Below are 13,013 nucleotides of genomic sequence, written 5' to 3' on the forward strand. Positions count from 1 at the left end.
CAGATCATGCCCATGTCCCAAGCCTGCAAAAATCGCCTGCTGCCGGTACTGCCGAAGATCGTCGCCCATTTCGGCACCCCCTTCCATATCTACGACGAGACCGGCATCAGGGAGACCGGGGCCCGGCTGCAGGCCGCCTTTGCCGGTCTCGACTCCTTTCGTGAATACTTTGCCGTCAAGGCCCTGCCCAACCCGAGAATCCTGGCGATCATGAAAAGCATGGGGTTCGGCCTCGACTGCAGTTCGGCCTCCGAACTGAAGCTGAGCCGGGGGGTCGGGGCATGCGGCGAAGACATCATGTATACCTCCAACAACACCAGCCACGAGGATTTCATCGAAGCCGCCGCCGCCGGAGGATCGATCCTCAACCTCGACGACATCTCCCTCATCGACAAGGTTCCGGTCATGCCGGAACTGGTCTGCTTTCGTTACAATCCCGGGCCGAAGCGGGTCGGAAACGACATCATCGGCAACCCGGTCGAGGCCAAGTACGGCGTCAGCCATGACCAGATCGTCGACGCCTACCGCCGGGCACGAGCCCGTGGCGTCAGGCGGTTTGGACTGCACACGATGCTCGCCTCGAATGAGCTCAATTACCAGTATATGGTGCAGACCGCCGCCATGCTGCTCGAACTTGCCGCACACATCGGCAGCGCCCTCGGCATCACCTTCGAATTCATCAACATAGGCGGCGGACTGGGGATTCCCTATCTGCCGGAGGCCAGGGAACTGCAGATCGAGGCCATGGGCCGGGAAATAACCGCCGAATTCAACCGCTTCCGCCGGCACCACGGGTACTGTCCAGCCCTCTTCATGGAAAGCGGCCGCTACATCACCGGTCCGCACGGCGCCCTCGTCGTCACCGCCATCAATCGCAAGGAGACCTACCGCACCTATGTCGGCGTCGACGCCTGCATGAATGCCCTGATGCGGCCGGCTCTCTACGGGGCGTATCACCATATCGACGTCATCGGCGACGATCATGACAGGCCCCTGGAGGTTGTCGATGTCGTCGGCTCCCTGTGCGAAAATAACGACAAGTTCGCCATCCAACGGCAATTACCGAAAATCAAGGACGGCGACATTCTGCTCATCCACGATACCGGGGCCCACGGTCATGCCATGGGATTCAACTACAACGGCACGCTGCGTCCCAAAGAACTGCTGCTCCGTGCCGATGGCGGCGTCGATCTGATCCGCCGCGGCGAACGGATGAGCGACTATTTCGCCACCCTCGACTTCGAACCGGATTCGCTTGCCCCCTCGAGCTGACCATCCCACCACGGGGCGGCGCCGCCAGGAACGGCCCGCCCTCACCGACACTCCGATCCAGTCGAAGTTAATAATTTCTCTCACCTGCCTTCTCTGTGCTTTACAATCCACCTTCGGAGATGGTACAAATGATTCTTCCAATTACATAATCTCAATCCCTCCGCCTTTTTCCCCCTGTCTCTGCGCCCATGCATCCAATGCCAGCCGTGCCTACCCACAGTCCAAGATGCGGATTGCCCCGTCTTTCCTTCGTGTTCGCCGTGTTCGTATTTCTCTGCTGCGTGGCGGGATCCCGCCCCGCTGATGCTGCCGACGAGGTGTCGCTGCCGATCTCCCGGGAACTGCTGAGTCATATCAAATACACTCCGGAACAGGTTCAGGCCCTTGCGCCACCGGGACCGCTCATCGCCTCGAAGGACCTCTGCATCTCCGCCGTCTATCATGCGGTGGGGAACCTGCCGATCTGGGTAACCGACGAAGGCCCCAGCGAACGGGCGGCCATTGCCCTGCGCTTCCTCCAGTCCGCCGCCGCGGAAGGCCTTTACCCCGAAGACTATGCCGTCCCGGAGATCATCCGCCTCTGGCCGTTGCGGAGCCCGGAAGATCTGGCCCTGCTCGACACCCTGCTGACCTACAACCTGCTGCTTTACGCCCATGACGTCAGCTACGGCCAGCTCGAATCCCGTTCGACCAATCCCAAGATCTTCCACGATACCGGCAGGCAGGATTTCGATCCCCTCGCCGCCATGCGCTCAATCGTCGCCGCCCCGGATCTCGACGCCCACCTGGCATCCCTGCCGCCGGTACATCGGCACTACCGCGCCCTGAAGACGGCGCTGCAGAAATACCGGGAACTCGCCGCCGCCGGGGGATGGCAATCGGTCCCGTCCGGGAGGACGATCCGCCCGGGAGAGATCGATCCGCGAATCCCCGCCATCCGCATCCGTCTGCACATCACCGGTGATCTTGAAACCATCGACCACAGCGACACCTTCTACGACGAATCCCTGAAAAAGGCCGTCATCACGTTCCAGAAACGCTACGGCCTCGATCCCGACGGCGCCATCGGCAACCAGACAATCGCCGCGATGAATATCCCGGCCAAACGTCTCGTCTCACAGATCATCGTCAACATGACCAGATGGCGCTGGCAGGCCCACGACCTCGGTAACAGATACGTCCTCGTCAATATCGCCGGCTACAACCTCAAGGTCGTTGAACAGGACGAGGTTGTCCTCGACATGCCGGTCATCGTCGGCGAGTTGGAGAACCAGACCCCGATCTTCAGTGACCTGATCCGATACATCGACTTCAATCCGTACTGGGTGATCACCCGCAGTATAGCCAGCAAAGAGGAACTGCCGCGACTGCGGCAGAACCCCCGCTATCTGGTCGACCGCAACGTCCGCCTGTACTCAAGCTGGGACCAGGATGCCGTCGAACTTGACAGCACCACGATCAATTGGCATGCCATCTCCCCCGAGCAGATGGCCCGCTATAAGCTGCGCCAGGATCCCGGACCGCTCAACGCCCTCGGCAGGATGAAATTCATCTTCCCCAACCGTTTCGCCATCTACATGCACGACACCCCGAAGCGGGACCTGTTCAGCCAGTCGACGAGGAGCTTCAGCCATGGCTGCATCCGGGTCAGCGATCCCATCGCCCTGGCCGCATACGCCCTGGCAGGGGAAAAACAGGATTGGACCGTCGAAAAGATCAAGGCCACGATCGACAGCGGCCGCAGGAAGGTCGTGAATCTGTCGGCCCCCCTCACCGTTCATCTCACTTATCAGACAACATGGGTTGACAAAGAGGGATCAATCCATTTTAATAGGGACGTTTATGGCAGGGACACCGAACTTTCCCTCGCATTATTGGAAAAAAACAACAACTTGAACAATTAGAACCAGGACGACAGATGAGAACAAACGAGACAATCAAGCGATTCTTCTTGAGCCGCCGCAAGTTCCTCACCGCCTCGGCTCAACTGGCGCTCGGACTGCTCCTCAGTTCCCCCCTCGACGCCCTCTCCACTCCCACCGAATCGCACACCCTCTCATTCGTTCACACCCACACCGGAGAGCAGCTGAAAATCCCCTACATTCCCGGCAGATATCCTCAGACGGCAAAATCACAGCTGAAGACCTTCCTCCGTGATTACCGTACCGGCGACACCCACGTCATCGACCCGACCCTGATGGAAATCCTCAGCCGAATCCAGCGGATCAGCGGTAGCAAGGGGGTCTATGAGGTCCTTTCCGGCTACCGGTCCCCCCGGACCAACGCCTATCTGCGGCGGAAAAGTCCGAAGGTGGCCAAGGACAGCCTCCACATGCAGGGGATGGCGATCGATGTCCGTCTCACCGATGTAAAAACGCGGGAACTGCGCGACATCGCCAGGCAGCTCCGGTGCGGAGGGGTCGGATATTACGCCAAATCTGATTTCCTGCATCTCGATACCGGCCAGGTCCGCTGCTGGTAGCGCCAGGCACCGGCCGTTCTCCGTCCCCGTCATGATCCCCATGACGGGGTCACCCTCTGCCCCGGCGATCGCCTTCAATGCCCATCGACATCGACTCCTTCCTCGACACGGTTGCCCGGACTGTCGCCGAGAGCCGGACCCCGGTGGTCGACCTGATCGCCGTCCAGACCCGGGACCCCTTCAGGATTCTGGTTGCCACCATCCTTTCCGCCCGTACCAAGGATGAAGTCACCGCGGTAGCGGCCGACAAGCTCTTTCGCGTCGCCGATACCGCCGACAAACTGGCCCGCCTGGCCGAAGCGGAGATCGCGAACCTGATCTACCCGGTCGGGTTCTACAGAAGCAAGGCCGGGTATCTCGTGCGCCTGCCCGAGGCACTGGAGAAATTCGGCGGTCGGGTCCCCGAGTCCATCGACGACCTGGTCACCCTGCCCGGAGTCGGCAGGAAAACCGCCAATCTCGTGCGCAGTGTGGCCTTCGGCAAACCGGCGATCTGCGTCGACACCCATGTCCACCGCATCATGAACATCTGGGAATACGTCGACACCGACTCCCCGCTGAAGACCGAAATGGCCCTGCGCCGAGTCCTGCCGGAGCGGCACTGGCTCAGGGTCAATTCCCTGCTGGTCGCCTTCGGCCAATCCATCTGCCGGCCCGTCAGCCCCCACTGCGATGCCTGCCCGCTCCTTGGCCGCTGTCCGCAACGCGGCGTCACCCCGAGAAAGATTATGAAAAAATCCGCCGGCGACACCAGACACCCCCTCCGTTTCATCTCCTGGAACGTCAACGGCATCAGGGCAGCGGCGCAGAAAGGGTTTCACGGGATCCTGACCGGTTTCGATGCCGACATCATCGCCATCCAGGAGACCAAGGCCCACCCCGACCAGCTCCCGCCCGAGTTGAAGAACATCGACGGCTACACCTCGTACTGGCATAGCGCCGAACGCAAGGGCTACTCCGGGGTTGCCATTTACAGCCGCCTTCCACCGGAGCAGGTCATCACCGGGATCGGCATCCCGGAATTCGACGGCGAAGGCCGGGTGCTGACCCTCGAATTTCCGACGTTCTACCTCATCAACATCTATTTCCCCAACAGCGGCGAGGGGCTGAAACGCCTTGATTACAAGCTTCGCTTCAACCGCGAGCTGATCGATTTCGCCGGCCGCCTGAACCGGGACAAGGCATTGATCCTGTGCGGCGATTTCAATGTCGCTCACAAACCGATCGACTTGAAAAACCCGGCGGCGAACGTCAAAAACGCCGGCTTCACCCCGGAGGAGCGGGCCTGGATGGATTCGTTCATCGACGCCGGCTTTATCGACACCTTCAGGATGTTCAACCAGCAGCCGGAACAGTACACCTGGTGGAGCTACCGCTTCAACGCCAGGACCAAGAACGTCGGGTGGCGCATCGATTACTTCTGCGTCGACCAGGCCAGCCGCGACAAAGTCAGGAATGCCGTCATCCTCCCGGAGATCATGGGGTCGGACCACTGTCCGGTGCAGCTCGACTTTTCAGCCTGAGCCGCGCATCGGATATCCTTGTTCTCCACCCGCCGCAACGCCCCTGTCTGCACGCGGTGTTTTCCGCTATCACCGGCATGGATCGATAAAGAAATCCGGCCGTACCGCGGCCAGGTGATCCAGCAGTTTCCGATGCCCGGCCGGAAAACCATATTCCGACAATTCGCCGGCCGTCACCCAGCGGCAGTCCTGGGCCGCCGCAAGCCGGGCCACCGTATCGCTGCCGACCAGCCGGCAGGCGAAGCAGTGGAGCACGACCTTGTAGCGGGTATAAAAATGGGTGACGGTGGTGAGGCGACGACAGATCTTCACCTCGAACCCGGTCTCCTCCCGATACTCCCGGATCACCGCCTCTTCCGGACTCTCTCCATCCTCCAGTCGGCCGCCGGGAAACTCCCACAGGCCGCCCCAGATATCGTCCGCCAGTCGCTGCTGAATGAAAACCCGCCCTGCGTGGGACAGGATGGCCGTCGCCATCTGTATCAGGACGATCTCGCGACGACTGGCCGGTACCGGCCTGTCCGCCACCGTGCCGCGCAACCGCGCCCGACAGACCTCTGCCAGCGGGCAATGGTCGCAGTCCGGGTTCTTCGGAGTGCAGATCAGACCGCCGAGATCCATCAGGGCCTGGTTGAAGATTCTGGCCTTGCCGGGAGGCAGCAGGGCCGCGGCCAGGGCGTCGATCCGTTGCCGGCAGCCGGCTGTCTTGACCGGTTGTTCGATATCGTAGAGACGGGCCAGGATCCGTGCGACATTGGCGTCGACGACCGCGATATCCTGACCGCAGGCGATGCTGGCGATGGCGGCGGCGGTATAGGGACCCACCCCAGGCAGAGACAGCAGCTCACTGTAATCACAAGGAATATCTCCGTCGTAGCGATCCATCAGCAGCCGGGCGGCGCGGTGCAGGTTGCGGGCCCTGGCGTAGTATCCGAGCCCCTCCCAGTATTTGAGAATTTCCTGCTCGGTCGCCGCGGCAACGGCAGCCAGGTCGGGAAAGCGGGAGATCCAGCGGTGGAAGTAGGCCACCCCCCGCTCCATCTGAGTCTGCTGCAGCATGATCTCGGAGATCCAGACGTGATAGGGATCGTAAGTCCGCCGCCACGGCAGGTCGCGTTGCGTCCGCCGGAACCAGGGAAGGAGCCGTCGCCGGATCGATTCGATCATCTCCTGCATTTTAGAAACCCAATCCTTCCAGCAGCACCAGTGCCAGCGTATAGGTGATCAACGACAGCAGGGTGGAGAGCATGATGATCGAGCCGGACAGCTCGGCGTCTCCCCGCATCTGCTGGGCCATGATGTAGGCGACGGTGGCGGTCGGAGTCGCGGCGAAGATCACGCCGATGGCCAGTTCCCTGCCGCGGATGCCGAACACGAGCAGGATCCCGGCGGTGATCAAGGGCAGCCAGATCAGCTTGATCGCGGTGGCGATCAAAGACTTTGAAATATCGCCGCGCAGCCGCTGCAGGGAAAAGGAACCGCCGATGGCCAGCAGGGCCAGCGGCAGGGCCATGCCGGCGACGATATGCAGACTGCGCTCGATCACCTGCGGCAGGGGGATGTCGAGAAAGCTCCACAGGATGCCGGCAAAGGAGGAGATGATCAGGGGATTGCCGCCGATCTGGCGGATCCAGAACCAGGGTCCGAGATTCCGGCCTTGCTGCCGGTGTGGCAGCAGCAGGGCGAGGATTCCGAAAAAATTGTAAAACGGCACCAGGAACCCGAGGAGGATGCCGGCGGCCGCGAGGCCCTCGCCGCCGTAGGCGTTGAAGACAATCGCCAGACCGATATAGGCGATATTGCCGCGGAAGGTCCCCTGGCAGAAACTGCCGCGGGCTTCCGGGGGATAACCGCGCCAGGCGGCAAAGCCATAGGCGAGGAAAAAGGTCAGCAGGACGGCAGCCAGCATCCCGGCGAGCAGCAGGCCGTTGAAACTGGTGGAAAAATCGGCCCGGGCGATTTCGTGAAAGAGGAGGGCCGGCAGCGCCAGGAAATAGACCAGCCGGTTGAGTTGATAAAGGAAACTGTCATCGACCAGTTGCGCCATTTTCAGGCCGAACCCGAGCCCGATGACAAGAAAGACCGGCAGGACGATGATCAGAATATCGAGAAACAGCGGCATCGCAGATCCTGGTGGCCGCAAGGATGGCACAGGTCGCTGCCAGCGGCGGCATGCTTACTTGGGGGGATACGGAACAGCACGAGGCCCCCGGAAATGCTGCCGGGGACCTCGTGCGAAGCAACGGTAGATTGGGGTTCGGGCCGGCTACTATTGCCTGGCCGGCTCCCCCATCCCCTGCGGTTGAGCTCCGAAGGGATCATCCGGCTCGTATGCCGGCGCCCAGCCATTTTCCCGGACCTTGCCGCCTGTATCGCGACTGTCGACCTCGGCAATGAGATTGGGGTCGATCGCGTTCATCTCCTGCTCGACCCGCTGGATATTGCCCAGAACCTTGTCGGTGATGTCGGCACGCGGGTATTTGACCAGAATCCCCTTGAGCAGGCGACGGGATTCGATCAGCAGATTTTTCCTGACCTCGACATCCCCGGTCCTGGTGTAGCGGATGAAGAGATCGGCCGCTTTACGGCGGTCTTCCCTGGCCGCCATCGATGAGATCTCGACGATCTTGGCATCCGCCCTGGCCCCGAGTTCAGTTTCCGTCATCCCGTCGAAAACCTTGATCGCCTCGTCGTACCGACCGGAGCTGACCAGCTGCAGACCGTTGTTCCACCGCTGCTCCAACTCCTGCTCCTGCGCCATCTTGGTGGTTTCCCGCTCGGCTGCTTCCGCCAGGCCCAGCTCATCGAGCCTGGCGTTGAGGAGATCCCGCTGCTGGTCGTTGATCATGTCGGCCCGCTGGGCCTTGATCATGGCCGCCGCCTCCTGGTACTTCTTTGCTCCAGCCAGGCGATCGATCTCGGCAACGATGCCGCTGAACCAGGCATCGCCCGCCTTGTTCATCTCATCCCGGATCGCCTTGACATTTGCGGCGACCGACGAGCGGGGATAATCGGCCAGATATTTCTCGGCCTCCCAGACGATCCGGAAGCCGTCCTGTTCCGGCAGGTACCCCAGATAATTGCGGACCAGGCCGGAATAGGCGGCGAGCTCGAGACTGGCCTGCTGGTCACCGCCGAGCAGCGGCAGATGCATCCTGGCCCAGGCGTCGACACTGGCCAGGGCGAGATAATCCTTGGAAATCTGGACATACTGGGCCTGGGCGTCCTGATAACGGCCGATGGCGATGCAGAGATCGGCAAGGATTTTCCGCAACGGCAGGAGCTCGGCCGGAGAACGGCCGTCCGCCTCCATCCTGCCGACAATCCCCCGGTACAGGTCGGCGGCCTCTTCCTCCTTCTGCAGATACACCAGGGCATCGGCATACAGCATCTTCGCGTCGAGACTGGTCTGTTCCTGCTGTTGCGGCGACAGCCCCTGCCAGGCCTGTTCAATCTCACGATACTTCTTCTCTGTCGACAGGGCGGCGATCCGGCCGTCGAAGGACTGCCCACCCTGATCCGGCCGCCCTCCGGGAGTGGCCACAGCCACCGGCCCGACCAGCCGGCCACAGTCGCTTTCGACAAAATCCAGGTCCCGCTGCTGCAGGACCAGCATCTTGCCGCTGTAGATGCTGTTCGCCGTCACATCGCTCCTGTCGCCGGTTTCGACCGCGGTGCGCATCATGTTGTAATCGGCGAGAATTCGTTGCATCTGCCGATAACAGTCGCCCATCATGGCCCGCTGGTCCGGGCTCAGTTGCCGACCGGCCCCGGTGTTGAGCTCATTCCAGCGCCGGAATTTGCCGCTGTAGGCCTCGATGCGGGCGGTGATGGCCTCGAGCGACGGGGGCTTCAAGGCCCCCGAGGCCTCTTCCCGGAGGGCTTCATCGAGATTCCTGGACACGGCTGGCTGACGAAGGGATGCCCCCGCCGCCGCCCCAACCGACTGTTGCTCGAGGGGTCCTTTGATCGTCCGTTCCAGTATCGGGCCGGCAACCGGCTCCGGTGCTGGCGTCGTCTGTCTGCCGGGGTGGGCACATCCGCCGACGGCCAGCAGACCGCACAGGGCCGCAGCCGTTACAAGTGTCTTATGCATGACAATATCGATATGTTTGAGTGAAATTGGTAGTCAAACGACACAAAGGACCGGGTGGGATCTTTATATCCCGTCGACAGCCGGCCATCCGACCTTCCTCCGCATCATCTTCCGTCCGTGAATCTACCACAGAATGCCTCGGGCCGCCAAGGCTAAGCCAGAGACATCGATGAATGGCCAACCGACAAACGGGACCGGGTCAATCGCTGGTAAACCCGGCCTTGCCATTGTTCCTCCAGAACGGCCGGTAGTTTCGGCCGAGAACAATCCCGCCGCCGGCACCTGGCTGTCCGAAGGTCAGAATCGAAGACCGATACCGGTCGCTTTCGGCAATCACCCGCGGCGGTTCGCTTACCACCCCGCCCCGCTCTGCATCCGCCGCGAAGTTGAACTGCCCGAGGTCGTCACGAACCAGGGAGATCCCCGCCGATGTCCGCACTGCATCTCCGAGCCGTTCCGCGTACCCTTTCTCGCGAATCAGCATATTGACGATATCGATCCAGGCCGGCAAGGCCCCGGCCGCCCCGGTTATCCGCGTACTGCTGCGGCGCATGACGCGGTTGTCGTCGTAGCCGACGTAGACGCCGACGGCGTAGCCATCTTTCAAGGTCAACGCCCCCCCTGCCTTGGACAGGCCGGGCAGATAGCCGAAAAACGAGGCGTTGGTGTAGCTGTTGGCGGTTCCGGTTTTGCCCATCAGCGGCAGCGGCGCCCCGGTGCCGGTGCCGCTGCCCTGCGATTCCCCGTGAACTCTGACACCCTTGTCCGCCTGTCGGCCGGTACCATATTTGACCACATTTTCCAGGATATGACCGAGAACGATGCTGGTCCGTGGATCGACGGCCTGCTTCGCCCGACGGTGCGGTCGGTAGAGGAGCTCGCCGCCGGCCGATTCGATCCGGTCCAGAACCGCCAGGAGATCCTTGTCCTCCTCGTTCTCATAGCCATAGGTGCTGACTGTCCCCGTCACCAGCCCCTCGTATGTTCTGACCATTTCCAGCAAGGTGACGACATTGGCGCCGAGAGGGAAGGAGAGGACCGGCTCGAGGTTGCTGCCGACCCCCATCTGCCGGGCAAATTCAACGAGGTACTTCAGGCCCACCAGGACCCGGAAATCACTGACGACGGACAGGACCTCGAAACTATAGGGCGGAAGCTGCTTCAGCCGCTGCAGTTCCGTTTCGATCTGCCGCTCCGCCAGATCATAGGCAGCGACGGACAGAACCCCGTTCAATTTGACCCGGCTGAAAAAATCCCTGCGCTCCGCATCGCCGTGGTTCAGCAGGACCGCCTGCACCTCCGACCTGCCGACACGCTGCAGCGAAGGTGAGACGGAGTTGGCTCCCTGAAAATAATATTGACCGGTAGAGCGGTCATAATAGAGGTCGGCGGAAGATACGCCGGAACCGAATGAGTCCGGTTCGAAGGGGCCAAGCGGGGTCTCGGCCTGGAGGACATAGGCCCGGAATTTTCGACGCAGATCGGCGAGAGCCAGAAACGATTCGGACAGGATTTTCTGCCGCCGCCCCAGTTCCTGGCGTTCGTTGGTGATATTTCCGGCCTGGCCGCTGGCAAATTCGCGGTAGACGCTTTGGCGAATCTTTTCGAAGCCGAGGCCGTAATGCAGTTTCTTCAGCTTTCTGTACTCGTCGGCCATCCCTTCGAAGATGAAATCGGCCTCAAGGTTAATGACGGCACTGGTATACGCGGCCGCCCGCAGGACCTCGTCGCTGACCTGGATGCCGTGTTTGTCACGAAGCCTGCCCCGGTAGGTCTTGTACGGCTCCTCCGCAGTTCCGGTCTTGTATGGGGCCAGACCCACCCTCTCGGCGACCTCCCGGAACTGCTGGGCATTGAGATGATCGCAGAGATGAGCGGCGAGCCACACGGAGGCGAGGTTCTCCGAGTGCACCCCCGCCCAGCTCATCGATACCGACTCGAATGGACTGACGTGGTCAGGGCGGGGAAAATACGGCATACCCTGAAAGATAAAGATATCACGTTTGTTGCTGAGCAGGTCGGCGCTGTTCCAGCCGAGCTGCAGCGCCGCGGCATAGACGAAAGGCTTGAACGAGGAGCCCATGGTTCTTCGGGCATATACCGCCCGGTTGAAGAAGCGGTTCTCCGAACCACCGGCCATCGCCTGGATCCGACCGTCCTTCATGACCAGTGCCCCGCCCTGGATCTCGGGAAATTTCTCCAGATCAAGGATCGCCGTGCCATCCTCCCTGACCTTGCGGATGCTGACCCAGGCCCTGTCGCCCTCCTTGATCTGTGCCAGGAGACGGTCCGCATCCCTGGGCGACGGTTCCGACCACAAATCCTGGGCCCATTTGACCCGGGCCTCGACAACACGGGAGAGGCCGGGATAATCGATCGTTCCCAGCCCCAGTCGGTTGTCGAGGGCAACCTCGACCGTCACTTCTTTGCCCTTGCCGGCGATCCTTGTGATGACGCCGAAGACGAAGGCCCCCTCTTTCAGCACGCCGTCACCCTGATAGTCGAGCTCCTTCAATCTGGCCTGGACCTCAGCCCGTTCATACCCGCTGAGCCGAACATCGAGCCTCGACAGTTCCCGACGCAAGGCATAGAGAGTCTGATCCTGCAGATTCTTGTCAACTGTGGTGATGACCCGCACGCCGGAGGTGGCGATGTTGTCGATGCCGTGGACCGCCAAGGCCCCCTGAACCTCGGCCGAGGAGACCGCGTCCTTGACCATCTCCATGACATAGTTGAGGGAATAGCCTACCCTCCCCTGCTTGAACCGGATGGCGGCTCCACGGGCCTGATTGTAGGTCGGCTCATTGATCATGCCCAATTCGTGCATCTGATCGAGCACATAGTCCTTGCGGATCTCCGCCTGACGCCGCGCCTCGGCCTCGTCCACATCGGTCTTCTTGATGAAAGGATTGTAAAAATTGGGCCGTTTGACACTGCCGGCAATAAACGCACACTCCACCAGGGTCAATTCTTCCGGCATCTTGTCGAAGTAATAGCGGGCCGCCACCCCCAGGCCATGACCATTGCCGCTGACAAAGAACTGGTTGGCGTAGAACTCGAAAATCTTCTCCTTCGGATAGTGGTATTCGAGCCGCAGCGCATACAGCAGCTCCTTCAACTTCGCCCGCAGGGACCGGTCCGTCCGCTTGAACAGGTTCTTTGCCGTCTGCTGGGTGAGGCTGCTGCCCCCCTGAACGACCTTTCGCGCCTGAAGATTCTTCAGCGCGGCACGAATGATGCCGACCGCATCGAATCCGATATGAGAGAAAAACCTGCTATCCTCCGAGGCAACCATCGCATTGACAAAGGCCTGCGGCATCTGCTCGAAATCGACGTACTGGCGGTGGGCGTCGTCGAAAAAAACTCCCAGTTTGGTAACGCCGTCATTGTAGTAGACATCGCTCTCCTTGCTGAGAATTTTTTTAATATTTTCAACTGTTATCTGATCGCCTGGGTGCAGGACGACAAACCAGTAGTATGTCGCTGCCAGACCGGCTACACCAACGCATAGAAGGGTAAGGATGAGGAAAACGAATTTCTTCAACATGGGAGTTCCCCGGAAGATGATTCCCCCTGGTGTGTTCTCGACGGCGCAACGGCGTCTTTAAACCATTTCCGGGCGGATAATGTCTTGCAATTC

8 protein-coding genes are annotated in these 13,013 nt (G+C 61.0%); 4 read left to right on the plus strand and 4 right to left on the minus strand.

The window, feature by feature from the left end; all coding sequences use genetic code 11:
- The first annotated feature begins 6 nt into the window (after positions 1-6).
- The 4 genes from HNQ81_RS07305 (at position 7) to HNQ81_RS07320 (ending at position 5,277) form a co-directional block, all read left to right on the plus strand.
- Positions 7-1,272, plus strand: coding sequence for a diaminopimelate decarboxylase (locus tag HNQ81_RS07305; protein ID WP_183349813.1), 1,266 nt, complete (start codon positions 7-9; stop codon positions 1,270-1,272).
- A 233-nt stretch (positions 1,273-1,505) separates the two neighbouring features.
- Complete coding sequence (locus HNQ81_RS07310) at positions 1,506-3,176, plus strand: L,D-transpeptidase family protein (RefSeq protein ID WP_183349815.1); 1,671 nt, start codon at positions 1,506-1,508, stop codon at positions 3,174-3,176.
- A gap of 14 nt (positions 3,177-3,190) precedes the next feature.
- Positions 3,191-3,754: a YcbK family protein gene (locus HNQ81_RS07315; protein ID WP_183349817.1), complete on the plus strand. Its 564-nt coding sequence runs from the start codon at positions 3,191-3,193 to the stop codon at positions 3,752-3,754.
- A 77-nt stretch (positions 3,755-3,831) separates the two neighbouring features.
- Positions 3,832-5,277, plus strand: coding sequence for an exodeoxyribonuclease III (locus tag HNQ81_RS07320; protein WP_183349819.1), 1,446 nt, complete (start codon positions 3,832-3,834; stop codon positions 5,275-5,277).
- 69 nt (positions 5,278-5,346) lie between these two features.
- On the opposite strand, the gene mutY is transcribed toward HNQ81_RS07320, so the two are convergent.
- From mutY to HNQ81_RS07340, 4 genes are all read right to left on the minus strand, one after another.
- Positions 5,347-6,453: an A/G-specific adenine glycosylase gene (gene mutY / locus HNQ81_RS17800; protein ID WP_280528107.1), complete on the minus strand. Its 1,107-nt coding sequence runs from the start codon at positions 6,451-6,453 to the stop codon at positions 5,347-5,349.
- A gap of 1 nt (position 6,454) precedes the next feature.
- Positions 6,455-7,399 carry an AEC family transporter gene (locus HNQ81_RS07330; RefSeq protein ID WP_183349820.1) on the minus strand — a complete coding sequence of 315 codons (945 nt, stop codon included), beginning with the start codon at positions 7,397-7,399 and terminating at the stop codon, positions 6,455-6,457.
- Positions 7,400-7,546: 147 nt separating this feature from the next.
- Positions 7,547-9,373, minus strand: a complete 1,827-nt coding sequence (locus HNQ81_RS07335) for a hypothetical protein (protein ID WP_183349822.1) — start codon at positions 9,371-9,373, stop codon at positions 7,547-7,549.
- Between the two features lie 199 nt (positions 9,374-9,572).
- Positions 9,573-12,920, minus strand: coding sequence for a transglycosylase domain-containing protein (locus HNQ81_RS07340; RefSeq protein WP_183349831.1), 3,348 nt, complete (start codon positions 12,918-12,920; stop codon positions 9,573-9,575).
- Between the last annotated feature and the right edge of the window lie 93 nt (positions 12,921-13,013).

The sequence above is a fragment of the Desulfoprunum benzoelyticum genome, from assembly GCF_014201505.1.
Taxonomy (GTDB): domain Bacteria; phylum Desulfobacterota; class Desulfobulbia; order Desulfobulbales; family Desulfocapsaceae; genus Desulfoprunum; species Desulfoprunum benzoelyticum.

Excerpts from the sequence above, each read along its gene's own strand:
- HNQ81_RS07305 (WP_183349813.1), top strand. The coding sequence starts at position 7 with ATGCCCATGTCCCAAGCCTGCAAAAATCGCCTGCTGCCGGTACTGCCG.
- HNQ81_RS07315 (WP_183349817.1), top strand. The coding sequence starts at position 3,191 with ATGAGAACAAACGAGACAATCAAGCGATTCTTCTTGAGCCGCCGCAAG.
- HNQ81_RS07320 (WP_183349819.1), top strand. The coding sequence starts at position 3,832 with ATGCCCATCGACATCGACTCCTTCCTCGACACGGTTGCCCGGACTGTC.
- HNQ81_RS07330 (WP_183349820.1), bottom strand. The coding sequence starts at position 7,399 with ATGCCGCTGTTTCTCGATATTCTGATCATCGTCCTGCCGGTCTTTCTT.
- HNQ81_RS07340 (WP_183349831.1), bottom strand. The coding sequence starts at position 12,920 with ATGTTGAAGAAATTCGTTTTCCTCATCCTTACCCTTCTATGCGTTGGT.
- HNQ81_RS07335 (WP_183349822.1), bottom strand. The coding sequence starts at position 9,373 with ATGCATAAGACACTTGTAACGGCTGCGGCCCTGTGCGGTCTGCTGGCC.
- mutY (WP_280528107.1), bottom strand. The coding sequence starts at position 6,453 with ATGCAGGAGATGATCGAATCGATCCGGCGACGGCTCCTTCCCTGGTTC.